This window comes from Methylobacterium sp. P5_C11, assembly GCF_054049775.1.
In genome coordinates this window covers 1-23,636 of record NZ_JBFULS010000058.1, presented here as the reverse complement: position 1 = coordinate 23,636, position 23,636 = coordinate 1, and the positions used below count along the sequence as shown (strand labels likewise).

The following is a 23,636-nucleotide window of genomic DNA, read 5'->3' as shown; positions in this document are numbered from 1 at the left end:
CACGAGACGTCGCTGACCGGCCCGGTCCCGACGCTGCCCGACGCCCGAGCCCGATCGTGCCAGACCTTGCCCTCGTCATCCGGGAGATCTCCGAGGAGATGGCCCAGCGACCGGACCGGGGGGCGGTCGCCGATTACATCCCCGAACTCGCCGGTGTCGATCCGAACCAGTTCGGCATGGCGGTAATCGACGCCGAGGGGCAGGTCTTCACCGGCGGCGACAGCGAGACCCCGTTCTCGATCCAGAGCGTGTCGAAGGTCTTCACCCTCACCCTGGCGCTCGGCATGGTCGGCGACCGGCTGTGGAAGCGGGTCGGCCGGGAGCCCTCCGGCAATCCGTTCAATTCCATCGTGCAGCTGGAACGGGAGCGCGGGGTGCCGCGCAACCCCTTCATCAACGCGGGCGCGATCGCGGTCACCGACGTGATCCTCTCGGGCCACGAACCCCGCGAGGCCCTCGGCGAGATCCTGCGCTTCATGCAGTTCCTGGCCCAGGATTCGACCATCGCCATCGACGAGACGGTGGCGGCCTCGGAGAAGCGCACGGGCTTCCGCAACACCGCGCTGGCCAACTACATGAAGTCCTTCGGCGTCATCGACAATCCGGTGGACTTCACCCTCGGCGTCTACTTCCACCACTGCGCCATCGCCATGAACTGCCGACAGCTCGCCATGGCCGGGCGGTTCCTCGCGCATAACGGCCGCAACCCGGCGACCGGTCACTCGGTGGTCTCGGCCGAACGGGCGCGCCGCATCAACGCCATCATGCTGACCTGCGGCCACTATGACGGGTCGGGCGAATTCGCCTACCGGGTCGGCCTGCCGGGCAAGAGCGGCGTCGGCGGCAGCATCCTGGCGGTAGCGCCGGGAAAGGCCTCGATCGCGGTCTGGTCGCCGGGCCTGGACGCGGCGGGCAATTCCCACCTCGGCCGCGTCGCCCTCGAGCGGCTGACACAGCGTATGGGCTGGTCGGTCTTCGGCGCATGAGCATGCGCCCTTGCGTGGCAGCCGCGTCCACGGCACTCCCCCGGCAGGGCGCGGCCGCACCGGGATGGGACTGAACATCATGGCGACGAGTCCGGCGGTCCAGTCCGCCGAAGACGCCCTCGACCCCGGCGCCATCCTGGCACGGCTCGACCGGCTTCCGGCGACGCCCACGGTCTGGCGCCTCGTGGCGCTGCTCGGGCTCGGCTTCTTCTTCGAACTCTACGACCTGCTGTTCACCGGTTACGTCGCGCCGGGCCTCGTCAAGGCCGGGATCCTGACGCCGACGACGCCGGGTCTGTTCGGGGCGAGCGGCGTCGCGAGCTTCGTGGCCGCCCTGTTCACAGGCCTGTTCATCGGCACCCTCCTGTGCGGCTGGCTCGCCGACCGCTTCGGACGCCGGGCGATCTTCACATGGTCGCTCCTGTCCTACACGGCGGCCAACGTCGTCATGGCCTGCCAGAGCGATGCCTTCGGCCTCAATCTCTGGCGGCTCATCGCGGGGATCGGACTCGGCTTGGAGATGGTGACGATCGGCAGTTACCTCTCGGAACTGGTGCCGAAGGCGATCCGCGGCCGGGCCTTCGCCCTCTGCCAGGGCATCGGCTTCACCGCCGTGCCGGTGGTCGCGTTCCTGTCCTATCTGCTGATCCCGACCGCGCCCCTCGGCATCGACGGCTGGCGCTGGGTGGTCCTGATCGGCGCCTCGGCGGCGATCGTGGTCTGGTGGATGCGCGCGGGCCTCCCGGAGAGCCCGCGCTGGCTCGTCGAGCACGGGCGGCTGGCCGAGGCCGACGCGGTCCTGCGCCGGCTCGAGGCGCGGATCGCGGCCGAGCTCGGGCGCCCGCTGCCGGTCGCCGCGGCGCCGGAGCCGGTGCAACAACGCGGGGCGTTCCGCGACCTCTGGGTTCCGCCCTACCGCCGCCGGGCGCTGATGATGGCGGGCTTCAACGTCTTCCAGACGGTGGGTTTCTACGGGTTCGCCAACTGGGTGCCGACCCTGCTGGTGGCGCAGGGGATCACGGTCACGTCGAGCCTCGCCTACACGGCCCTGATCGCCCTGGCCGCTCCCGTTGGGCCGCTGATCGGCCTCGCCATCGCCGACCGGTTCGAGCGCAAGCACGTGATCGTGGCCGCCGCCCTCGTCTACATCGGCTGCGGCCTCGCTTTCGCGCAGACGCGGGACGTCGCGGTCATCGTCGCGCTCGGGATCGGCCTGACCCTGGCGTCGAACGTCATGTCGTACAGCTTCCATGCCTATCAAGCCGAGCTGTTCCCGACCGGCATCCGCGCCCGGGCGGTGGGCTTCGTCTATTCCTGGAGCCGATTCTCGGCGATCTTCACGGGGTTCGTCATCGCTTTCGTGCTGCGGGAAGCCGGGACGCCGGGCGTGTTCCTGTTCATCTCGGCGGCGATGCTGGTGGCCGGGCTGCTCGTGGGACTGCTCGGGCCTCGCACCCGCGGCGTGGCGCTGGAGAAGATCGCGAGGTGAGGGCACGCGATCGATTGTCTGCGCGATGTCGCGCCATGGCCGTGATCATCGAAGATCCACGCCCCGTTCGCGACCGCGATGTGGTTTCCGGTAAGGCCTGAACCCGGCTTGGACCGGAGAACCGTCACCGCCGCCGCATAGAAGGCGCACTGATCGAACCCCGCATCGCGACCCGGGAGACGCTGGACCGGACCCCGCCCGGCCTGAGGCTGCCCGTCCCCGCGCCGTTCGCCGACCGCCCGCCGGCCGACGTCGGAGCTTGATCCGATCCGAGGCGGATGCCACAGCGGCGCGAATGCGAAACAGGACGCCCGGATGACTGAACCCCTCGATCTCCTCGTGCTCGGCAATGCGATCGTCGACGTGATCGCCCGCACGGACGATGCCTTCCTGTCCGCACAGGGCGTCACCAAGGGCGCGATGCAGCTCATCGACGAGCCGCGGGCCGAGGCCCTGTTCCAGGCAATGGGTCCGGCTACGATCGTGTCGGGCGGCTCGGGCGCGAACACCGCCGTCGGCGCGGCCCTGCTCGGGACCAGGACCGGCTTCGTCGGCAAGGTCCGGAACGACGCGCTGGGCGGCCTGTTCAGCCACGATCTCAAGGCGACCGGCGTCGCCTTCACCGTGCCGCCGTCCGAAGATGGACCGGCCACCGCCCGCTGCTTCGTGCTGGTGTCGCCGGATGGCGAGCGCACGATGAGCACCTATCTCGGCGCCTGCCAGGGCCTGAGCCCGGACGACGTCGACAAGGCGCTCGTGGGGTCCGCCCGCGTCGTCTACCTCGAAGGCTATCTCTGGGATCCGCCGGCAGCCAAGGAGGCGTTCCGCAAGGCCGCGCAGATCGCCCATCAGGCCGGCAACGCCGTGGCGCTCACCCTGTCGGACGCGTTCTGCGTCGGCCGCTACCGGGACGAGTTCCTCGGGCTCCTCCGCGACGGCAGCATCGACATCCTGTTCGCCAACATCGGCGAGCTGCAGAGCCTGTACGAGACCGCCGATCCCGAGGTCGCCGTGGCGTCGCTGCGCGACGAGCGCAACGCCCGCGGCCGGCACCTGCTCGGCCTCGTGACCCGTTCGGCCGAGGGCGCCCTGGTGGTTCAGGGCGGCGAGGTCCGCGCCGTCGAGGCGAGCCCGGTGCACGAGGTGGTCGATACGACCGGCGCGGGCGACCTGTTCGCGGCGGGCTTCCTGGCCGGCCACGCCCGCGGGCTCGACCACGTCGCCAGCGCTCGGCTCGGCACGCTGTCGGCCGCCGAGGTAATCCAGCATATCGGCGCCCGCCCACAGGCGGATCTGGTCGCCCTGGCGAAGGCGCGCGGGCTGCTCTGAGAGATCAGGGTCGCAGCAGCACCTTCCCCACCGCGGCGCGTCGGGTCAGGAGGCCGAAGGCCTCCTGGAACGCCGCCAGCGGGTAGACGCCGTGCACCTGCGCGGTGAGCTTGCCCTCGGCCACCCAGCCGAGGAGCCGGCGCTGATCGGCCCGATGCGCCTCCGGCTCCCGGTCCAGGAAGGCGCCCCAGTGGACGCCCTGCACGTCGAGTTCCTTGAGGAGCATCAGGTTCAGCGGCAGCCGCGGGATGGCGCCGGCGGCGAAGCCGATGACGAGGTAGCGCCCGCGCCAGCCGAGCGCCCGCAGGGCGGGCTCCGCGTAGGCGTCGCCGACCGCGTCGTAGACGACGTCGACCCCACCGCCGGAGATCCGGCGCAGCTCGTCCTTGAGGGTCGCGGGATCGTAGACCAGCGTGGCCTCGGCCCCGTGGGCGCGGGCTACGGCGAGCTTCTCCTCCAAGGAGGCGCAGGCGATCACCCGCGCGCCCATCAAGCGCCCGAGTTCCACCGCGGCGAGGCCGACGCCCCCGGAAGCGCCCAGCACCGCGAGCCACTCCCCGGGTTTCAGTCGCGCGCGGTTCGCCAGGGCATGAAGCGAGGTGCCGTAGGTGATGGTGAGACCCGCCGCCTGCTCGTCCGGGACACCGTCCGGTACCGGTGTGAGCTTGGCGGCCTCGATGGCGATCAGCTCCGCGCAGCAGCCGTGGCCCGCGTGGACGATCACCCGGTCTCCTACGGCCACCCCCGACGTCCCCTCCCCCAGCGCCTCGACAACGCCGACCCCCTCGCCACCCGGCGAGAACGGCAGCGGCGGCTTCACCTGGTAGCGCCCCGCCACGATCAGCGTGTCGAAGAAGTTCAGCGCCGCGAGGCGCATCCGCACCAGGGCCTGTCCGGGGCTCGGGACCGGATCGGGACGCTCCGCGATTTCCAGATGCTCCGGCCCGTCGAGCTTCGTGCACAGCAGCGCCCGCATGGCGTGTCTCCTCCCCGCCGTTTCCGGCCGATGAGGCCCGAACCGGCCGTGCGGTCAAGCCGTTCCGATCATCTCGCGGATGCGGGCACCCAGCACCTCCACCACGAACGGCTTGGTGATGACCTGCATCCCGGTCTCCAGCTCGCCGTAGCCGAGCACGGCGGTCTCAGCGTAGCCGGTGACGAACAGCACCTTTAGTCCCGGGCGCGAGAGCCGTCCCGCCTCGGCCATCTGGCGCCCGTTCATGCCGCCCGGCAGCCCGATATCAGAGACCAGCAGGTCTATGCGCACGTCGGATTGCAGCACCTTCAGACCGGCGACGCTGTCGGCGGCCTCGATCACCGTGTAGCCCAGATCCTCCAGAACGTCGGTGACCAGCATGCGCACGGTCGGCTCGTCGTCGACCACCAGCACGGTCTCCCCCGGCGCGGCTCGCGGGAGCGCCCCCACGGCGGCGTGTGGGTCCTCGTCCGCCACCGCACCGCGATGGCGCGGCAGGTACAGGCAGACCGCGGTGCCCTTGCCGACCTCGGAATGGATCCGGACCTGTCCGCCCGATTGATGCGCGAAGCCGTAGATCATCGACAGGCCGAGGCCGGTGCCCTGCCCCAGCGGCTTCGTGGTGAAGAACGGCTCGAACACCTTGCCGACGACGTCCGGCGGCATGCCGATGCCGGTATCGGTCACGCAGAGCGAGAGGTACTGCCCGGGCGGCATGTCGTGGCGCCGGGCGGCGCGCGCATCGAGCCGGGCATTGGCGGCCGCGATCGTGATCCGGCCGCCCTCCGGCATCGCGTCCCGGGCGTTGATGCAGAGGTTGAGGAGCGCGTTCTCGAGCTGCGGGGGATCGACCAGGGCCGGCCAGAGGCCCGCGGCGCCGACCACCTCCACGATCACGGCGGGACCCACGGTGCGACGGATCAATTCCTCCATGCCGGCGACCAGCCGGTTCACGTCGGTGGGCTTCGGATCCAGGGTCTGACGCCGCGAGAAGGCAAGCAGCCGGTGGGTCAGGGCGGCGGCCCGCTTGGACGCCCCCTGCGCGGCGTTGATGTAGCGGTCGACGTCCATGACGCGGCCCTGACCCAGGCGGGTCTGGATCATCTCGAGTGATCCGGAGATCCCCGCGAGCAGGTTGTTGAAGTCGTGGGCGATGCCGCCGGTGAGTTGCCCCACCGCTTCCATCTTCTGCGACTGCCGCAGGGCCTCTTCGGCGGCCGCCAGGGCATCGGCACGCTCGCGCTCCGCCGTGAAGTCGCGCCCGACGGCGTTGATCACACCCTCGCCCGTCCGGGCCGCCCAGCTGATCCACCGATAGGTCCCGTCCCGGTGACGGTAGCGGTTGTCGAACCGCGCGAGGCTGCCGCCGGCCGAGAGCTTTCGCGCACCCTCGAGCGTAGGGGCCAGATCGTCCGGATGGACGACGTCGATCAGCGTGATCCCGATCAGGTCGTCCTCCCGCCAGCCCAGCACCTCCGTCCAGGCGGGGTTCACCGCGGTGATCGTCCCGTCGAACTGGCAGCGCAGCATCATGTCGGACGAGAGGGTCCACAGGGCATTGCAGTCGGCTGTACGCTCCTCGACCTGCCGCGCCAGGGACGCGTTGAGGTCGCGCAGTTCCGTGAGGGCGGCTTCGAGCCTGTCCTGGCTCTCCTTGAGAGCGGCGTCGGCGCGCACGCGGGCGGTGGTCTCGTTGGTGAGGATGAACAGGCCCGCGACGCGTCCCTCGGCATCGAGCACCCGGGAATACGAGAAGCTCCACCACGTGTCCCGGGCGCCCCGGTCGGTGCCGAGCGTCCACGGCAGATCGACGAACCGTTCCGGCCGGCCCGCCAGGGCGGCGTCGATGATCGGCCTGGCCTGATCCAGGGCATCGGCCCAGACCTCGTCGAACCGCGCCCCCATCGCCCAGGAGAGCCGCGGCCCGAGGAGCGGCACGTAGGTGTCGTTGAAGAAGAAGTGGAGATCCGGCCCCCAGGCCAGGATCATCGATTCCGGCGAGTTGAGCACGAGCGAGAGGGCCGCGCGGAACTCCGCCGGCCATGTCTCCGGGGGACCGAGGGGATGGCCGGACCAGTCGCGCGCGCGGATCAACCGCGCGGCCTCGCCGCCGCCGGCGAGGAAGGAGAGGGAATTGGTCACAAGCTAAAGGCGATGCAGTTCATGAGGCTTCGCGCGTATGGACCGCTTTGACCTTATCTCCAAGGTTGCCGGTTCGATCGACGACGGACGTTCGGACGTGCCTGCTCAGTTCGGGTACGGACGCATCCGACTTGGCGTGCGACTCGGCAGGTACAGCGGAGCAACCCGGATCTGAGGGCCGCAGCGGCTGCCGTGCGGGTGGCTTGCGTCGCAGCGCGCGCGAAGGCCGCCCGCTCGATCCCCGATCCGATCAGGCCCCTCGGCAGCCGCGGCCGTCGTCCACGACGGCGGCGTCAATGCGCCTCCTGCCAGTTCCCCGCCGCCTTGGCCTCCACCACCAGCGGCACCTTCAGCGTCAAGGCCGGGGCCGGAGCCTCCTCCATCACCGAGGCGATGACCGGGATCGTCGTCTCGACCTCGTCCTCGGCGACCTCGAACACCAGTTCGTCGTGCACCTGAAGTAGCATCCGGGCGCCGAGCTTCCTGGCGGCGAGGGCCGCCTCCATCCGCGCCATGGCCCGGCGGATGATGTCGGCGGCCGAACCCTGGATCGGCGCGTTGATCGCCTGCCGCTCGACGCTGGCGCGCTCGGACGGGTTGTTGGAGCGGATCTGCGGATAGTGGCAGACGCGGCCGAACAGGGTCGTGACGTAGCCCTTGTCGCGGCAGATCTTCTTGGTGGAGTCGATGTAGTCGCGGATCCCGGGGAACTGCTCGAAATATTGCTTGATGAAGGCCGACGCCTCCTCGCGGCCGATGCCGAGGCGGTCGGCCAGCCCGAAGGCCGAGATGCCGTAGATGATGCCGAAGTTGATGGTCTTGGCCCGCCGCCGCAGATCGGGCGTCATCTCCTTGAGCGGCACGCCGAACATCGCGGAGGCCGTGGCCGCGTGGATGTCGATCCCGTCCGCGAAGGCCTTCCGGAGTTCCGGGATGTCGGCCATGTGGGCCAGGAGCCGCAACTCGATCTGGGAATAATCCGCCGAGATCAGCCGGTTGCCGGGCGCGGCCACAAAGGCCCGGCGGATGCGCCGCCCCTCCTCGGTGCGGATCGGGATGTTCTGGAGATTCGGCTCCGACGATGAGAGCCGGCCCGTGGTGGTGGCCGCCAGAGAGAACGAGGTGTGGACCCGCGCCGTCTCCCGGTCGGCATGCGTCTGCAGGGAGTCGGTGTAGGTGGATTTCAGCTTCGAGAGCTGCCGCCACTCCAGAATCTTCTTGGGCAGTTCATGGCCGGCCTGGGCCAGTTCCTCCAGGAGCGTGGCGGGCGTCGCCCACTGGCCGGACGGCGTCTTCTTCGCGCCTGGCAGGCCCATTTTCCCGAACAGGATGTCGCCGATCTGCTTGGGCGAGCCTACGGAGAATTTCTCGCCGGCATCCTCCTGGATCTCCTCCTCCAGGCGCACCAGGATCTGCGAGAAGTCCCCTGAGAGCCGGCTCAGCATCTCCCGGTCGACCCGGATGCCGCGCTGCTCCATCCGGGCGATCACCGGGACGAGCGGCCGTTCCAGGGTCTCGTAGACGGCCACCCGGTGCTCGGCGACGAGACGGGGCTTCATCATCCGCCACAGGCGCAGGGTGACGTCCGCGTCCTCGGCCGCGTAGGCCGTGGCCTTGTCGATGGCGACGCGGTCGAAGCTGACCTTGTTGCGGCCGGTCCCGGCCACGTCGGAGAACGTGATCGGCTGGTGGCCGAGATGGCGGCGGGCCAGCTCGTCCATGCCGTGTCCGCCCTTGCCGGCATCGAGCACGTAGGAGATCAGCATCGTGTCGTCGAAGGGCGCCACCTCGATGCCGTAGCGGGCGAGCACGACCCAGTCGTATTTGAGGTTCTGGCCGACCTTCAGGACGCCGGGATCCTCCAGGAGCGGCTTCAGCCGGGCGATGGCGTCCTTCAGGGGGATCTGGCCCGGAACCGGCTCGGCCACATCGGAGGACGCGGCGCCCTCGCCGAACAGGTCCGTGGCGTCGGCCTGCACCTTCGCCGCCTGCACGTGGGCCAGCGGAATGTAGCAGGCCCGGCCGGTGGCGACCGCCAGCGACACGCCGACGAGGCCGGCCCTGTGGGCGTCCAGCGCGTCGGTCTCGGTGTCGACCGCGATCACACCGGCCTCCTGGCCCAGGGCGATCCAGGCGTCGAGCTGCTCCAGGGACGCGACGGTCTCGTAGGCGGCGGTGTCGAACGGCGCCACGGCCTCCGCGGCCCGGGCGGCCACCACGTTGCCGGGAGTTGCCTCCACGGGCGCCCGGGGTTTGGCCGGGGCGTCCGGCAGATCGAGATCCGCGAAGGGATCGACCTCCCCGCCCTCGGGCGGGGCTGCGCCAGGCGGGCGCTCGGCGCCGGCGGCTGCGGTCTCCGGGTCCGGGGGCACGGAATCGCCGAAGAACGGCACCGCGTCGCTGCCGCCCGCGCCATTGGCGGAGCCCTGCGGCCGGGAGCCCGGCAGGAGCCGCGGATCGGGCTTCACCGCCTCGGGATCGACGTGCAGCATCTGGGCGATGCGGCGCGTGAGGGTATTGAACTCCATCGCCTTCAGGAAGCCGACGAGCTTCTCCGGATCGGGCTGAGGCACGCCGAGGTCGTCGAGCGCCACCGGGACGGGCACGTCCTCCATCAGCGCGACGAGCTTGCGCGAAAGCTTGGCCTGATCGACGTTGGCCAGCAGCGTCTCCCGGCGCTTGGGCTGCTTGATCTCGCCCGCCCGCTCCAGCAGGGTTTCGAGGCTGCCGAACTCCTTGATCAGGGCCGCGGCGGTCTTCAGGCCGATGCCGGGCACCCCCGGCACGTTGTCGGATGTGTCGCCGATGAGCGCCAGGGCGTCGCCGATCTGGTTCGGCTGCAGGCCCTCCCACTTGGCGATGATCGCCTCGACATCGAGGTTGCGCTCGGGCCGGTAGCCGGGCTTGCCCTTGGCGCCGGATTCGAAATCGTAGAACCGAACCTGCGGCCCGACGAGCTGCATCAGGTCCTTGTCGGAGGAGACGATGATGACGCCCGCGCCCCGCGCCTCCGCCTGCCGGGTGTAGGTGGCGATCAGGTCGTCGGCCTCGTAACGCTCCAGCTCCACGGCGTGCAGGCCGAAGGCCCGCACCGCGTCTCGCATCAGCGGCATCTGGCGCTTGAGGTCATCGGGCGCGTCGGGACGATGCCCCTTGTAGTCCGGGAACATCTCCTTGCGGAACGAGCCCTCGGACTTGTCGAAGACAATGCCGAGATGGGTCGGCATCGTGCCCGCGACCCCGTCCTGCAGGAACTGCGCGATCTTGGTGCAGAACAGGCGGACGGCGCCGGTGGGCAGCCCGTCGGAGGGGCGGGAATTGTACTTCTGGTCCTGGTTGATCGACTGGAAATAGGCCCGGAAGATGAAAGACGAGCCATCGACCAGGATCACCTGATCGCCGGGGCCGACGGGCTTGGTCTCGGGGCTCGACGCGGGCTTCGAGTCGGTCATGGGCTCGGGCGGCTCTGGGCGATCAGGAGTCGGGCACGCGGTCCAGCTCGGTGCGGCAGGCCGCGACCAGAACGGGCTCTTCGTGGTGGACGGTGAGCCAGACGATGTCCAGCGTCACCCGGTGATAGCTGTGGCGATAGACGTTGCCCGCATCCGCGATCTGTCGCCACGGCACCTCGGGATACCGGGCTTTCGTCTCGGCGCTCAATCGGCGGCTCGCCTCCGAAATGATCTCCGAGCAGCGCACGACCGCGAATTGGGTGCGCTCGTCTGCCTCGAATGTCTCGAGCGTGAATCCAGCAACGAACCGAGTTGCGCGCTCGGCGTTGGCGACGATGTCTGAGCAGACCGTCCGCTCGCGCTCAGAAGGCGAAAACGGCATCATGCTCGGCCCGCGCGCGGACTCGATCCTTCAGAGCCGCCCGGTTCGCCACGTCGACCCGGATCGGAAACAGGTCATCGATGAAGTGGCACAGGCCGACATAGCCGTAGATCCCGCCCACAACGGGCGCATCGATGTCGATCATCACGTCGAGGTCGCTATCCGCCCGCGCCTCCCCCGGGCGACCGAGCCGAACAGGGCGGCGTGCAGCACCCCGCGCCGGCGCAGCTCGGCCTGGTTGGAACGCAGGATGTCGAGGGCGACGTGCCTGTCCATGGATCCGGCACCGCAGGGAATCGGAAATCGGCACCAACAGCCTACCAGACTCGGGCCGCCGCCGCGCGGGATCAGGCGGCGAGTTCCCGCCCCAGCGTTTCCACCCGGCGCAGGTCGTCCACGAAGGCCGCGTAGGCCTCCGCCTTCGCCTCGTCGGGCAAGCGCAGGAGGTAGGAGGGGTGCACGGTGATGAAGCCCTGGAAGCGGTTGTCGTGCCGGTCGAACCGGAACGGCCCGCGCGCCCGCGTGATCGGAACCGCCTTTCCGGTCAGCGCCAGCACGGCGGTCGCGCCGAGGGCGACGACGAGCTTGGGCGCCACGAACTCCAGCTCCCGGTCGAGCCACCAGCGATAATGGCTGACCTCGCCGGCCGTCGGCTTCTGGTGGATGCGGCGCTTGCCGCGCTCCTCGAACTTGAAGTGCTTGACCGCGTTCGTGAGATAGCTTGCCCCGCGGTCGATCCCGGCCTCCGCCATGGCGCGGGACAGGAGCTGCCCGGCCGGCCCGATGAAGGGACGACCCTGCCGGTCCTCCTGGTCGCCGGGCTGCTCACCCACGAAGGCGATCGTGGCGCCCACCGGCCCCTCGCCGAGCACGGCCTGGGTCGCGCCCGGCACGAGCGGCTCGGTCCGGCGGATGATCGCGTTCAGCTCGTCCAGGGTCTTGGGATCCTGGTCCGCCATCGCGGCGACGGCGCGGGCGGGTTCGCGGCGTGTGGGCACGGTCGGCTCCCTCTCGATCATCGCTTCGGTACGCCCGGCCGCCGCGCGCACCAGGGCGGGGATCGCGGCCGTCTCGGGCATGTTGCGCCAGTATTTCTTGGGCATCTCGGCCCGCATCGCCTTGAGGTTGGTGCGGGCCGGGTTGAACGTGCTCTCGTAATAGGTCTGCCAGCCGGCCTCGAACCCGTCGCCCTCGGGCAGCTGCGTCCGGTCCCCGGGCGGCCCGAAGGTCAGGGTCTCGGTGTCCCAATGGGCCGAGCCCTCGGGCGTCAGGATCGACCAGCGCATCCCGCGGAAGCGGTTCACGAAGAACGGTGCGGCGGCCTCCAGGATGTGGTGATCCGGCTCGAACCACGCGACGTAGTGCTCGCCCCGGCCATCTTCCGACCGACGGAAGCGCAGGAAGGCGTGCATCTTGTGCAGGTCGCGCCCGATCGCCTTCGCCATCCGGTGCAGGCGGTAGACCAGCGGGTCGCTGCCGACCTCCATCAGGTGCCGCTCGCCTTGGCAGACCCGCCAGATCAACGCGTAGAGCAGGCCGTAGCGTTCCGGATCGCTGTGCGGAACCACCTGGGGGATCAGGCCGGCCACAGGTTTCGGCAGGGCCAGCGGCGCGCCAGGGGCCGGGGCCGACGCGGCGCCGAACAGGCCGGGCGAATCGGTCACCGTCCATGTCACGGCTTCGGGCCGAACGCCCTGGGCGACGAGGCTCCGGACGGCAAGGCGAAAACCGGTGAGATCGGCGCCCGGGCGCAAAGCGACGGCGCGCGGACTCCGCGAATCCCCTCCCCTCTCAGCGGGGGAGAGAAGGGAAGGCGCGTTTCCCGCTCGCATCAAAACAAGCTCAGCTGGGCCGCCGGCTCGACCAGCCGCGTCCGCAGGTCGAGCCGATCCGTGAGACCGACGGGGCGATGATCGGCGGCCACGAGGAACGGCCGCGCCCGTTTCAGGCCCGACGTGAGACGGGCGACGTCGTCCAGGCGCAGGGTCGTGTGGCGGCGCGCCTTGACGATCTTGTCGACCGCCCGCGCCCCGAGCCCCGGCACCCGCAGCAGCCATTCCCGATCGGCCTTGTTGACGTCCACGGGGAACTTGTCCCGATGCTTCAGCGCCCAGGCGAGCTTCGGATCGATGTCGAGGGCGAGCATGCCGCCCTCGGCCGCGTCGGCGACGTCGTCGGGGGTGAATGCGTAGTACCGGAGCAGCCAGTCGGCCTGGTAGAGCCGGTGCTCGCGCTGGAGCGGCGGCGGTTTTGGCGGCAGGATCGCCGAGCCGTCCGGGATCGGGCTGAACGCGGAGTAATAGACCCGCTTCAGGCCGACGCTGCCATAGAGCAGCGCACTCTTGCGGATCAGCGCCTCGTCGGTGGTGGCGTCCGCCCCCACGATCACCTGCGTCGAATGACCGGCCGGCGAGAAGCGCCTCTTCTCGGCCTTCGCCTCCGCGATCCGCTCGCCGATCTGCGCCATCGCGCCCTGGATCGCGGCGCCGTCCTTCTCGGGAGCAAGGCGCTCCAGGCTCGCCTCGGTGGGCAGCTCGACGTTGATCGACAGCCGGTCGGCGTAGAGGCCGGCCTCCTCGATCAGCCAGGGGCTCGCCTCGGGGATCGATTTCAGGTGGATGTACCCGGCGAAGCCATGGTCGCGCCGGAGCGACTTCGCCACGCGGGTCAGCAGTTCCATCGTGTGGTCCGGCGACTTGATGATGCCGGAGGACAGGAACAGACCCTCGATGTAGTTGCGCCGGTAGAAATTCAGCGTGAGATTCACGACCTCCTCGACCGTGAATTTCGCCCGCCGCACGTTCGAGGACCGCCGGTTCACGCAGTAGGCGCAGTCGAACAGGCACCAGTTGGTCAGCAGGATCTTCAGGAGCGACACGCAGCGCCCGTCCGGCGTGTAGGCGTGGCAAATTCCGGCCCCGGTGGTGGAGCCGAGGCCGTCCTTGCCGGCCGCGCGCTTCGGCGCCGCCGACGAGGCGCAGGACGCATCGTATTTCGCGGCATCGGCCAGGATGCGCAGCTTCTTGGCAAGGGTCTCGTCCATCGAACAGACAATGAACAACCCGGCCGAAGGTGCAAGGCGGACGAGCCCTTTGCCCCGAGCCGCGATGCCGCACCCGTCATGGCGGCGCATCCGGCTCCTCGTCGACGACCCGCCGGGCGAGGTCGTAGCCGAACCCGGCCCGCGCCAGCGCCGCGAGGTCCCTGTCCCGATAGGCGGCCCGCTGATCCGAGCGGCGATGCGGACCCAGGCGCCGCCGCTTGGCATAGGCCCGGGCGGATTGATCTTCGATCCGGTCCGCCTCCCCGTCGGCCATGGCCTCGCGCTCGGCCTGCATGGCCGCCTCGACCACGGCCCGCGGGACGCCCTTGGCGGCGAGCTTGGCCGAGACGCCCCGGCTGGACGTGCCGCGTCGGCGCAGGGTGGCGAGCCGGGTATCGGCGAATCGCGCATCGTCCACGAGCCCGGCCGAGACCGCCCGCGCCACCGTCGCGGCGACGAGGTCCGCGAAGCCCTCGGGATCCTCGCCCCGAGCCCGCGCCCGCTTCTGGACCCGGCGCGCCAGGGTCCGGCGCAGCATCTCGGTCGAGGCGCTGTAGCGCTCCAGATAATGGAGCGCGGCCCGTTCGAGCCAGGCCGGACTCACCGGCCCCGGCGGCTTGGCCGCCCGGTCGCGGCGTTCTGGCGCGGATCCTGCAACGTTTGGAGGTTTCACCGGTTCTTCACGATCTCGACAGGTTTGCGTTCCATGACTCGGCTATGGAACGTGCGCAACGCGACAGGCTCGGCGATGGCCCGAACCACCGTTCTTCGTCCGATCGCCCTCAGGGCCGCAGGCGGCGCCTGCAGTCCGGGGCGGCGATTCTGATGCGCCGCGAGTGGCTCCTGGTCCTCGTCGCCCTGGGGCTCGCCGCGGCCGCGGCCGCCATCGTCTACCTGTCGCGTCCGAACACGCTCACGGTCGCGGTCGGTCCCCAGGACGGACCCGAGGCCGCGCTGATCGAGGCCTATGCCAGCGCCCTCGACCGGGCGCGCGAGGATGTGCGCCTCAAGGTCGTCCGGTACGGCGATGTCCGCGACAGCGCCCTGGCACTCCAGCGGAACAAGGCCGACCTCGCGGTGGTCCGGCCGGACGTGTTCCTGCCCGAGAACGGGCTGACCCTGGCGATCCTGCACGACGAGGCCCTGGTGATCGCCGCCCCCGAGGCAGCCGACATCGACGACGTCCCCGCCCTCGCACGCAAGCGGCTCGGCATCGTCGTCCGCCACAGTGCCGACCTGCCGTTCCTGACGAACCTGCTCTCCTTCTACGACCTGCTGCCCGACAGCGCGGCCGAGGACGCGCCGGAGAGCAGCCATGCGGCTGCCGAGGCGGAGCCCGGCCACGTCGTCGTGGTGCCGCTGAAGGTCGGCGAGGTCACGGCCGCCCTCGCCGACAAACGGGTCGACGCGGTCGCGATCATCGCCAGCCCCGCATCGAAGGCGGCGGCCGGGATGGTGCACGCCGTCGAACTGGGTTCGCTGGACCGCAAGATCGGCTTCGTCTCGATCCCGGATGGCGACGCGATCCTGCAACGCTTCCCGGAGTTGCAAGCCGTGACCATCCCGGCGGGCACCTTCGGCGGTCGACCGAAGCGGCCCGACGAGGAGATCAAGACCGTCGGCGCCTCCTATCGCCTGATGGCCCGGGGCACGGTCAGCCGCGTCGCAGTCGCCTCGGCGACGCAGCACCTGTTCGAGTGGCGCTCGCGGCTCGCCTCGGCGGCGCCGGTTGCCAAGCTGATGAAGGCGCCGGACTTCGACACGACGGTGGCGGCGACCTCCGCGCGCCTCCCGAACCATCCCGGTGCGGTCGACTATTTCGAGCGCGAGCAGCAGACCTTTCTCGATCGCTACGAGGACTACATCTACCTCTTCGCCTTCTTCGGCGGCACGATCGGCTCCGGCATTGCCTGGATCGGGCAGCGGCTCGCCCGCAAGCGCCGGGAGCGCGTGGACGTCGTGCTCGACCGGCTGCTCGACATCATGCGCGAGGTGCGTGCGGCGACGACCAGTTCCGAATTGGACACGATCGCGATCGAGACCGACGGGCTGGTGGCCGACGTGGTCTGCTATGCCCGCGAGCGCAGCATCGATTCCCGCACGGTGAGCGCCCTGATCCTGGCGGTGGACGGGGTGCACGCGGCCATCGCCGACGCCCGGCGTCAGGCGAGCGAGACCGAGCCGCGGGGTGCGTCCCGCAACCGGACGGCGCGGCTGCTCGCACTCGACCTCCCGGCGGCGGAATGACCACGGGGGCCGGATGGCTGGCGGCGTAGGGATATCATGCTAACGGGAGCCATGTTCGATCCCGTCGCCGCCCTCAACACGGTCCTGGAGAACCTCGACCGCGAGGCCCGCGAGCCCACCAAGCTCAGGGCCGCCCTTGTGCCGCAGTTGCGCCGGGTGATCGAGGAGGGCCACCGCGCCGCCGAGGCGCAGCTCCTCGAGGACCGCAACGGTCTGCGCTGCGCGCAAACGCTCTCGAACCTCACCGACGCGGTGGTCCGCGCGATCCACGACGCCGTGGTCTGGCGGCTCTATCCCAACGACAATCCTTCGACCGGCGAGCAGCTCGCGGTGGTCGCCACCGGCGGCTACGGCCGGGGCACGATGGCGCCGGGCTCGGACATCGATCTCCTGTTCCTGCTGCCCTACAAGCAGACCGCGTGGTCGGAGAGCGTCGTCGAGGGGATGCTCTATGTCCTGTGGGACCTGAAGCTGAAGGTCGGCCACGCCACACGATCGGTGGAGGAATGCCTGCGCGAGGCGCGGGCCGACATGACGATCCGTACCGCCCTCCTGGAAGCGCGATACCTGTTCGGCACCCGGATCCTCTACGAGGAACTCGTGACGCGGTTCGACGCCGAGCTGGTGGTCGGGTCCGCCTCCGAATTCGTGGAGGCGAAGCTGCGCGAGCGCGACCTGCGCGTCTCGAAGGCCGGTACCTCCCGCTACCTCGTCGAGCCCAACGTCAAGGACGGCAAGGGCGGCCTGCGCGACCTGAACACGCTGTTCTGGATCGCCAAATACACCTACCGCGTGCGCGACCAGATCGAACTCGTGAGCGCCGGCCTGTTCACCCCGGACGAATACGCGTTGTTCGAGCGCTGCGACGAGTTCCTGTGGCGGGTCCGCTGCCACATGCACTTCGCGACGAAGCGCGCGGAAGAGCGCCTGTCCTTCGGATTGCAGCCGCGGATCGCCGAACGCTTCGGGTACGAGGCCCGCGGCGGATTGTCGGGCGTCGAGCGCTTCATGAAGGCGTATTTCCGCGTCGCCAAGGATGTCGGCGACCTCACCGCCATCGTGTGTGCGGAGCTGGAGGCGCGCCACGCCAAGCGCACGCCGGTGCTCGACCGCTGGATCGGCCGGTTCCGCGACCGCTTCCGGGCGACCGCGATCGAGGCGGAGGATTTCTGGATCGACCACGGCCGGGTGAACCTGCGCGCGGAGGACGCCTTCGAACGCGACCCGGTCAACCTGATCCGGCTGTTCTGGCTCGCCGACCGGCACAACCTCGCGATCCATCCGGACGCGAAGCGGCTGGCCAACCGGTCCCTTCGCCTCGTCAACCCGTCGCTGCGCGTCGACCCCGAGGCGAACCGCCTGTTCGTCGAGATCCTGACCTCGCGGAATGCGCCGGAAGAGGCCTTGCGCGAGATGAACGAGGCGGGCGTGCTCGGCCGCTTCATTCCGGATTTCGGCCGCATCGTCGCGATGATGCAGTTCAACATGTACCACCACTTCACGGTGGACGAGCACCTGCTGCGCACGGTCGGCGTGCTGGCCGACATCGAATCGGGTCGGGCTCAGGAGACCTATCCGCTGGTCTCGCGCCTCGTGCACACGATCCACAACCGCACGGCTCTCTACGCGGCGATCCTGCTGCACGACATCGCCAAGGGCCGGCCGGAGGACCACTCGATCGCCGGCGCCGCCATCGCCGAGAAGCTCTGCCCCCGCTTCGGCCTGAACCAGGCCGAGACCGAGACGGTGCGCTGGCTCGTGGAGCACCACCTGCTGATGTCCATGACGGCGCAGAGCCGCGACCTCTCGGACGCCAAGACGATCGAGCGCTTCGCCGCGAGCGTGCAGAGCTTGGAGCGGCTGAAGCTCCTTACGATCCTGACCGTGGCGGATATCACGGCGGTCGGCCCCGGCGTCTGGACCGCCTGGAAAGGCACACTGGTCCGCACCCTCTACGACGAGACCGAGGTCTACCTGTCGGGGGGCCATTCCGAGATCGCCCGCACGGACCGGGTGCGCCTCGTCCAGATGGGCCTGCGCGAGCAGCTGCCCGGCTGGGCCTCGGAGGAGTTCGACGCGTATGCGGGCCGGCACAGCCAGGCCTACTGGCTCAAGGTCGACGGCACGCGCCAGCTCAAGAACGCGATCTTCCTGCGCGACGCCCTCGCCGACGGCCGGACCAGCGCGACCGACGTGGGCCTCGATCCCGTGCGGGGGGTGACCGAGATCACGATCTACTCGCCGGATCATCCGCGCCTGCTCGCCATCGTCACCGGCGCCTGCGCGGCGGCCGGCAGCAACATCGTCGACGCGCAGATCTTCACCACCACCGACGGCTTCGCCCTGGACACGATCTTCATCTCCCGCGCCTTCGAGCGCGACGAGGACGAGCTGCGCCGGACCAAGCGCATCACGGCGGCGATCGAGCGGGCGCTGAAGGGGGAGATCCGCATCGCCGACCTCGTCGCCGACAAGCACCCGCTGTCGAGCACCCGCGCCAAGACCTTCCCGGTGCCGCCGGACGTCATCATCGACAACGCCCTGTCAAGCCGGGAAACCGTCGTGGAGGTGACCGGCCTCGACCGGCCGGGCCTCCTCTACGAGCTGACGACGGCCTTCGGCCGGCTGTCGCTCAACATCACCTCGGCCCACGTGGCGACCTTCGGCGAGCGGGCCGTGGATGTCTTCTACGTCACCGATCTTACCGGCACGCGGGTGACGCAGCCCGACCGGCAGGCCGCGATCCGCAGCGCGGTGATGGACGTGTTCGCGCACGACGTCGCCACCCTCAAGGCCGAGGGACTGGAGGCGCTGGTGGCTGCGCCCCCGCCGCGGGAGGCGTGAGCGGACGGGTTGATTTCGTCGCCCCTCGGTCAGATATCAGCGCCGAATTCGACCATCCCGCATCGATTCCCGCCCACGACTGAAACGTGATGACGAGCAACGACATGACCCAGGATGACCAGCGCCAGACCACGGTCGAAGCCGGTGCCGGCCAGGATTCCGCGCCCGCGGATCTGGGCGCCGGGTCGGCCTCGGTCGATCCCGTCGCGGAGGCCCTGGCCCTGCTCACCGCTGAGCGCGACGAACTGAAGGACCGGATGCTGCGCACCCTCGCCGAGATGGAGAATCTGCGGCGCCGCACGGAACGTGAGGTTGCCGACGCCCGAGCCTACGCGGTGACCAACTTCGCCCGGGACGTGCTCAACGTCGCCGACAACATCCGCCGTGCCCTCGACAGTGTCCCGGCTGACGCGAAGGCCTCGGCGGACGGCGCCCTGAAGGGCCTTATCGACGGCATCGACCTGACCGAGCGCGACCTCGGCAAGACCCTCGAGCGCCACGGCGTGAAGATCGTCGAACCGCAGGGCCAGAAGTTCGATCCCAACCGTCACCAGGCGATGTTCGAGGTGTCGAATGCCGAGGTTCCGGCAGGAACCGTCGTGCAGGTCGTGCAGGCGGGCTACGTCATCGGCGAGCGCGTGCTTCGGCCGGCCCTGGTGGGTGTGGCCAAGGGCGGTCCCAAGGCTGCCGCCAATCCGGCCGACGCGGCCTGACCCGTCCTGCGGCGCGGCCTACTGGCAGGGCAGCGCCGCGGCGAAATCCGAGATGAACTGCGCGGTCTGTCGGGTCTGAGCCGGCGCGCGCGGGTCTCTGGCAACCGTTCCGGCCTCGCGCTGGAGGCGACCGTTGCAGGCGCAGGTCGGCAGCCTCCCCGAGGCCGGTTCGGGATAGCACGCGTCGTGATGCGCACAGGCGCGATCCAGGGCGTCGATCGGCGGGTATCCGGGTCCCCGACTGCCGGGGCCGCAGAAATTCCCGTAGATCAGGATGCCACCGTGGCCGGCCGAGCCGGGCGGGACGATTTCCTGAGCTTGCGCCGAGACGGCGCAGGCCACGAGCCCGAAGGCGAGCGAAACGATCGTCAGGGAAGTCGGGCTCGGAACGGTCACGGTCGATCCTGTCGGCGAAGACCCCTGGTCACGCGGAGCGAGGCCCGAGCGGCATTCGGGATTGCCGATCCCCACCGGCCGAGAACAGGTGCACGCGGCCGACGGATTCGCAAAGCCGAACGCCGTCCATTGCGACCGAGCCCGGCCGATCCGTCAAGTACTCGGCCAGGCAATATTACTCAGAATCGGTAATTTACACCGGCCCGAACCAGAGCGAACCCGGAATCCTGTTTGCCGGCACCATAATATGCCGGAACGCTGGCGTTGTAATACGTCGCGGCGGCCGATCCTCGGCCGAGATGGAGATAGAGGGCCTCCACTTTGACGGAGAGCTTCTCGGTGAAGGCGTACTCGATGCCGCCGCCGGTCGCGTAGCCGATCCGATCGGTGGACGGTGGAGCGTAGGGATAGGATCCCGCATAGGTTGAGCGGGCACCGCCGCCATACGCGAAGCCGCCGGTGCCGTAGACGAGGACGCGATCGAACGCGTAGCCGAGCCGGCCGCGGACCGTGCCGAAATAGTCCAGGCTGGGCCGAACGCTGTAGTAGGGCGTCGTGCCGAGATAAGCGGCGTCCGCCTTCGCGAAGGCCGTGCCCTGGATGTCGGTTTCGGCGCCGACCAGGAAGCCGGAGCCCGGGTTGAACTGATAATTGTAGCCGATCTGTCCGCCACCGGCGAAGCCGCCGGACCGACCGCCGCCGGTGGCGGCCCCGTAGGTCGGGTCGGTGAATCCGCTGCTTCCCGTGTGGAGGGCGTACCCCGCATTCAAGCCCGCATAGAATCCGGTCCACGTGAAGACCGGCAGCGGGGGCGGCAGGGGCGGAGGCGGTGCGCGCCGGGGCAGATCCGCTGCCTGAGCCGTAAGGGCGACGCAGCCGATCGTGATGCCCGTGAGGGCAGCATGGAACCTGAAGGTCATGGATTTCTCGGTCTGGAGCGCGGCGAGGCGGCGGGATCAGAGGGCCAGGAGGAGCAGACCGACGACCGTCACGGACAAGATCAGGCACAGCGCGAGATCGAGGACGGCCGCTCCGCCGCAGGCCGGGGCTGGCTGCGGATGACCCGATCCGGACAGGGCAATCACGACTGCACCGCGGGGATTTCGGTCGCTCGCGCGGCCGCTCTCATGGTTCGGGTGGCGCGCGCTGGCGTGACGACACCCGAGGGTGCCGCCGCCCCGTCTGAGGGGATGACGGGTGCGGCGGCCTGCGACGTCTTCGGTGCGATGGCGCGGTGGACCGTTTCCGCGACAGCGACCCCGAGGACGGGCAGGGTGAACGCGGCGAAGGCGCAGACGAGGCGCCGCAACCGCGGAATGGGATCGCTCAACCGCAGACGGGCGGCGGACGAAACGGGGAGCGTGAGCGGTGGCATCGCCACTGGGACAAGCGGGCGGGTTCGATCTGTCATTGCTGCCTGTTCCCGGCTCTTCGTGGGAAATTTGACCACGATCTGGCTTACGTGTGCAAAAATCCCACGTCAATTCTGAAAGTGCGGTTCGGTGTGCGGGGCCGCACGCGGTGGGATTGTATCCCACGGCACAAGCCGTCACGATGGAGCCATGTCTGAGACTGCCGATACACCGCGGGAGGGGGCCAACCTTCACGCGCCGCTCGCGCGGCTGCTGCGCCCACTCGTGCGCCTGCTCGTGGCTCGCGGCATCACGTTCCCGGGACTGATGGACCTCCTGCGTGAGCTCTACGTGAACGTGGCGGAATACGACTTCGCACTGGCCGGCAAGGAGCAGACCGACAGCCGCGTCTCCCTGCTGACCGGCATCCACCGCAAGGAGGTCCGGCGTCTGCGCGGTGCCGGCGCCCCGGTCAGCGCCGTTCCGGCGGTCGTCTCGCGCACCAGCCGGATCATCGCCCGCTGGATCGCCGATCCGGCCTTCACCGATCCGCAGGGCCAACCCCTGAAGCTGCCGCGCACTGCCGAGGGCGGCGCGCCCTCGTTCGAATCCCTGGTGGCCGGCGTGACCCGGGACCTGCGGCCCCGCGCCGTCCTCGACGAGTGGCTCGACCGCGGGCTGGCCTTCACCGATCCGCAGGATCGGATCGTGCTGGCCGAGGCCGCCTACGTGCCCCGGGGCGACGGCGCCGAGGGGCCGCAGCTCTATTATTTCGGCCGCAACCTGCACGACCACATCGCCGCGGCCGTCGCCAACATCGTCGGCGAGACGCCGCGCTTCCTGGAGCGGGCGGTCCACTATGACGGGCTGTCCAAGGAGCTCGCGACCAAGCTCGAGGCTCGCGCCCGCGAGATCGCCATGGAGGCCCTGCAGCAGGCCAACCGGGAAGCGCACGCGGCCTGCCAGACCGACCCGGGCGGCACGCATCGCTGGAACTTCGGCCTTTACGTCTACACGGAAGCGGCGCCCCCGGCGCAGCCCAAGGACGGCCGTTGAGAGCCCGGCCGGTGCCCGTGTCGCCCAATCGTCGGTTCGTCCTGCGCCTGCTCGCGGGCGCCGCGACCCTCTTGCCAGGCGCCGTCCGTCCGCAGGAAGCGCCGCGCGACCAGGGTATCGGCGGCACCGGCATGATGCGGACCGACGAGCCGAAGGGCGGATCTCTGGGTGAAGGCGACCGCGGCATCGGCGGCACCGGCGTGATCGGCACGATCCGCCGCTTCGGCTCGATCATCGTCAACGACCTGCGCATCGCCTATCCGCCGGAGGTGGAGGTGCGCATCGACGGCGCTCCCGCGACGACCGCCGACCTGAAGATCGGGCAGGTGGTCCACGTGGTCGCGCGGCCGGAGGGCGGCGGCCTCGCCACGCGGCGCATCGACGTGACCAGCGAGGTGGTCGGGCCGGTGGAGGCCGTCGCGCCGGGGCACCTGATCGTGCTGGGGCAGCGGGTCTCGACCGCGGGTCTCGACGGCGCGTGGAAGCCGGGCGCACGGGTCGCCGTGAGCGGGCTGCGGCGGCCGGACGGCGTGATCGTGGCGAGCCTGATCGAGGCGCGGGAGACCGGGCCGGATCGCGTCTCCGGCCCGGTGCGCCGCGGCCCGGACGGGCTCAGGATCGGCGCCCTCCGCCTCTCGGGGGCCGACGCCCTGCCGCCGGGCAAGCGTGTCCAGGTGACCGGAACGGCGACGAACAATGTGCTCGCCGTGACCAACGCGGCGCAGGTGGGCCTGCCGTTTCCGCCGGGTCTCAGGCGGGTCTCGATCGAGGCCTATATCGGCCGGGCCGGCGCCGGTCTCGACGTCGGCGCAGGCTACGCGGTGGTGGGCCGGGCGGCCGCGCGGGTTCCGCGCGCCGGGAGCGTGCGGGCGGTGCTGACTGCCTCGATCGCGCGGGACGGCGACCTCACGGTCGAGCGGCTGCGGATCGAGAACCGCATCGCTCCCGGGCCGACGCAACCGGATGCCCCGCGGTTCGAGCGGGAGCGCGACCGACTGGATCTGCGCAACCTGCCCGACGAACTGCCCGGACGTTTCGGCGCCGAGCCCGGCGGCAGAGCCGGAGGTTTGGGCGGCCTCGGTGGGCCGCGCGGCCCCGCCATCGATACCCGGCCGGGGGGCGCCCTGGTCCCCGGCACGGACGGACCTGGAGGGTTCGGGGCGCCCCGCGGCGGCTTCGGCGGCGCGCCGCCGGCAGGCCCGGGGGCGTTTCCGGGCGGCCCGGGGGGG

19 protein-coding genes are annotated in these 23,636 nt (G+C 70.2%); 8 read left to right on the top strand and 11 right to left on the bottom strand.

Annotated features, from left to right (window positions below; all coding sequences use genetic code 11):
• Positions 1 to 56 precede the first annotated feature (56 nt).
• The 3 genes from ACXJKQ_RS23115 to ACXJKQ_RS23105 all read left to right on the top strand — a co-directional run bounded on the left by ACXJKQ_RS23115 (position 57) and on the right by ACXJKQ_RS23105 (position 3,804).
• A complete protein-coding gene (locus ACXJKQ_RS23115; RefSeq protein WP_457108038.1) occupies positions 57 to 986 on the top strand; it encodes a glutaminase in 930 nt (309 codons plus the stop codon).
• 79 nt (positions 987 to 1,065) lie between these two features.
• Positions 1,066 to 2,475: an MFS transporter gene (locus tag ACXJKQ_RS23110; RefSeq protein WP_457108037.1), complete on the top strand. Its 1,410-nt coding sequence runs from the start codon at positions 1,066 to 1,068 to the stop codon at positions 2,473 to 2,475.
• Between the two features lie 315 nt (positions 2,476 to 2,790).
• Positions 2,791 to 3,804, top strand: a complete 1,014-nt coding sequence (locus tag ACXJKQ_RS23105) for an adenosine kinase (RefSeq protein ID WP_457108036.1) — start codon at positions 2,791 to 2,793, stop codon at positions 3,802 to 3,804.
• Positions 3,805 to 3,808: 4 nt separating this feature from the next.
• On the opposite strand, the gene ACXJKQ_RS23100 is transcribed toward ACXJKQ_RS23105, so the two are convergent.
• The 9 genes from ACXJKQ_RS23100 to ACXJKQ_RS23060 form a co-directional block, all read right to left on the bottom strand.
• On the bottom strand, positions 3,809 to 4,780 hold the full coding sequence (locus ACXJKQ_RS23100; protein WP_457108035.1) for an NADPH:quinone oxidoreductase family protein: 972 nt from the start codon (positions 4,778 to 4,780) through the stop codon (positions 3,809 to 3,811).
• Between the two features lie 54 nt (positions 4,781 to 4,834).
• On the bottom strand, positions 4,835 to 6,922 hold the full coding sequence (locus ACXJKQ_RS23095) for an ATP-binding protein (RefSeq protein ID WP_457108034.1): 2,088 nt from the start codon (positions 6,920 to 6,922) through the stop codon (positions 4,835 to 4,837).
• Positions 6,923 to 7,215: 293 nt separating this feature from the next.
• Positions 7,216 to 10,374, bottom strand: a complete 3,159-nt coding sequence (polA, locus tag ACXJKQ_RS23090) for a DNA polymerase I (RefSeq protein WP_457108033.1) — start codon at positions 10,372 to 10,374, stop codon at positions 7,216 to 7,218.
• A gap of 22 nt (positions 10,375 to 10,396) precedes the next feature.
• Positions 10,397 to 10,759: a HepT-like ribonuclease domain-containing protein gene (locus tag ACXJKQ_RS23085; RefSeq protein WP_457108032.1), complete on the bottom strand. Its 363-nt coding sequence runs from the start codon at positions 10,757 to 10,759 to the stop codon at positions 10,397 to 10,399.
• Positions 10,737 to 10,901, bottom strand: coding sequence for a hypothetical protein (locus ACXJKQ_RS23080; protein WP_457108031.1), 165 nt, complete (start codon positions 10,899 to 10,901; stop codon positions 10,737 to 10,739). The genes ACXJKQ_RS23085 and ACXJKQ_RS23080 overlap by 23 nt, the downstream gene beginning before the upstream one ends.
• Positions 10,901 to 11,032 carry a hypothetical protein gene (locus ACXJKQ_RS23075; protein ID WP_457108030.1) on the bottom strand — a complete coding sequence of 44 codons (132 nt, stop codon included), beginning with the start codon at positions 11,030 to 11,032 and terminating at the stop codon, positions 10,901 to 10,903. The genes ACXJKQ_RS23080 and ACXJKQ_RS23075 overlap by 1 nt, the downstream gene beginning before the upstream one ends.
• A gap of 71 nt (positions 11,033 to 11,103) precedes the next feature.
• Positions 11,104 to 12,588, bottom strand: a complete 1,485-nt coding sequence (locus tag ACXJKQ_RS23070; RefSeq protein ID WP_457108029.1) for a UdgX family uracil-DNA binding protein — start codon at positions 12,586 to 12,588, stop codon at positions 11,104 to 11,106.
• The gene (locus tag ACXJKQ_RS23065) at positions 12,588 to 13,799 is read right to left on the bottom strand and encodes a putative DNA modification/repair radical SAM protein (protein ID WP_457108028.1); all 1,212 of its coding nucleotides are present in this window, start codon (positions 13,797 to 13,799) and stop codon (positions 12,588 to 12,590) included. The genes ACXJKQ_RS23070 and ACXJKQ_RS23065 overlap by 1 nt, the downstream gene beginning before the upstream one ends.
• 76 nt (positions 13,800 to 13,875) lie before the next feature.
• On the bottom strand, positions 13,876 to 14,403 hold the full coding sequence (locus ACXJKQ_RS23060) for a regulatory protein RecX (protein WP_457108027.1): 528 nt from the start codon (positions 14,401 to 14,403) through the stop codon (positions 13,876 to 13,878).
• Between the two features lie 221 nt (positions 14,404 to 14,624).
• Here ACXJKQ_RS23060 and ACXJKQ_RS23055 point away from each other — a divergent pair, with 221 nt between their 5' ends.
• The 3 genes from ACXJKQ_RS23055 (at position 14,625) to grpE (ending at position 19,603) form a co-directional block, all read left to right on the top strand.
• Complete coding sequence (locus tag ACXJKQ_RS23055; RefSeq protein ID WP_457108026.1) at positions 14,625 to 16,046, top strand: TAXI family TRAP transporter solute-binding subunit; 1,422 nt, start codon at positions 14,625 to 14,627, stop codon at positions 16,044 to 16,046.
• A gap of 51 nt (positions 16,047 to 16,097) precedes the next feature.
• Positions 16,098 to 18,890: a [protein-PII] uridylyltransferase gene (locus ACXJKQ_RS23050; protein ID WP_457108025.1), complete on the top strand. Its 2,793-nt coding sequence runs from the start codon at positions 16,098 to 16,100 to the stop codon at positions 18,888 to 18,890.
• 89 nt (positions 18,891 to 18,979) lie between these two features.
• Positions 18,980 to 19,603, top strand: coding sequence for a nucleotide exchange factor GrpE (gene grpE / locus ACXJKQ_RS23045; protein WP_457108024.1), 624 nt, complete (start codon positions 18,980 to 18,982; stop codon positions 19,601 to 19,603).
• A gap of 18 nt (positions 19,604 to 19,621) precedes the next feature.
• Here grpE and ACXJKQ_RS23040 read toward each other — a convergent pair whose 3' ends face one another.
• On the bottom strand, positions 19,622 to 19,999 hold the full coding sequence (locus ACXJKQ_RS23040) for a hypothetical protein (protein ID WP_457108023.1): 378 nt from the start codon (positions 19,997 to 19,999) through the stop codon (positions 19,622 to 19,624).
• A gap of 179 nt (positions 20,000 to 20,178) precedes the next feature.
• A complete protein-coding gene (locus ACXJKQ_RS23035) occupies positions 20,179 to 20,919 on the bottom strand; it encodes an outer membrane protein (protein ID WP_457108022.1) in 741 nt (246 codons plus the stop codon).
• 642 nt (positions 20,920 to 21,561) lie between these two features.
• On the opposite strand from ACXJKQ_RS23035, the gene ACXJKQ_RS23030 reads away from it, so the two are divergent.
• Complete coding sequence (locus tag ACXJKQ_RS23030; RefSeq protein WP_457108021.1) at positions 21,562 to 22,407, top strand: DUF6502 family protein; 846 nt, start codon at positions 21,562 to 21,564, stop codon at positions 22,405 to 22,407.
• Positions 22,408 to 22,418: 11 nt separating this feature from the next.
• On the top strand, positions 22,419 to 23,636 hold a 1,218-nt coding region (locus ACXJKQ_RS23025), incomplete at its 3' end, for a DUF5666 domain-containing protein (protein ID WP_457108050.1).

Coding starts and splice junctions, on each gene's coding strand:
- ACXJKQ_RS23110 (WP_457108037.1), top strand. CDS start 1,066: ATGGCGACGAGTCCGGCGGTCCAGTCCGCCGAAGACGCCCTCGACCCC.
- ACXJKQ_RS23105 (WP_457108036.1), top strand. CDS start 2,791: ATGACTGAACCCCTCGATCTCCTCGTGCTCGGCAATGCGATCGTCGAC.
- ACXJKQ_RS23100 (WP_457108035.1), bottom strand. CDS start 4,780: ATGCGGGCGCTGCTGTGCACGAAGCTCGACGGGCCGGAGCATCTGGAA.
- polA (WP_457108033.1), bottom strand. CDS start 10,374: ATGACCGACTCGAAGCCCGCGTCGAGCCCCGAGACCAAGCCCGTCGGC.
- ACXJKQ_RS23085 (WP_457108032.1), bottom strand. CDS start 10,759: ATGATGCCGTTTTCGCCTTCTGAGCGCGAGCGGACGGTCTGCTCAGAC.
- ACXJKQ_RS23080 (WP_457108031.1), bottom strand. CDS start 10,901: ATGATCGACATCGATGCGCCCGTTGTGGGCGGGATCTACGGCTATGTC.
- ACXJKQ_RS23075 (WP_457108030.1), bottom strand. CDS start 11,032: ATGGACAGGCACGTCGCCCTCGACATCCTGCGTTCCAACCAGGCCGAG.
- ACXJKQ_RS23070 (WP_457108029.1), bottom strand. CDS start 12,588: ATGCGAGCGGGAAACGCGCCTTCCCTTCTCTCCCCCGCTGAGAGGGGA.
- ACXJKQ_RS23065 (WP_457108028.1), bottom strand. CDS start 13,799: ATGGACGAGACCCTTGCCAAGAAGCTGCGCATCCTGGCCGATGCCGCG.
- ACXJKQ_RS23055 (WP_457108026.1), top strand. CDS start 14,625: ATGCGCCGCGAGTGGCTCCTGGTCCTCGTCGCCCTGGGGCTCGCCGCG.
- ACXJKQ_RS23050 (WP_457108025.1), top strand. CDS start 16,098: ATGTTCGATCCCGTCGCCGCCCTCAACACGGTCCTGGAGAACCTCGAC.
- grpE (WP_457108024.1), top strand. CDS start 18,980: ATGACGAGCAACGACATGACCCAGGATGACCAGCGCCAGACCACGGTC.
- ACXJKQ_RS23035 (WP_457108022.1), bottom strand. CDS start 20,919: ATGACCTTCAGGTTCCATGCTGCCCTCACGGGCATCACGATCGGCTGC.
- ACXJKQ_RS23030 (WP_457108021.1), top strand. CDS start 21,562: ATGTCTGAGACTGCCGATACACCGCGGGAGGGGGCCAACCTTCACGCG.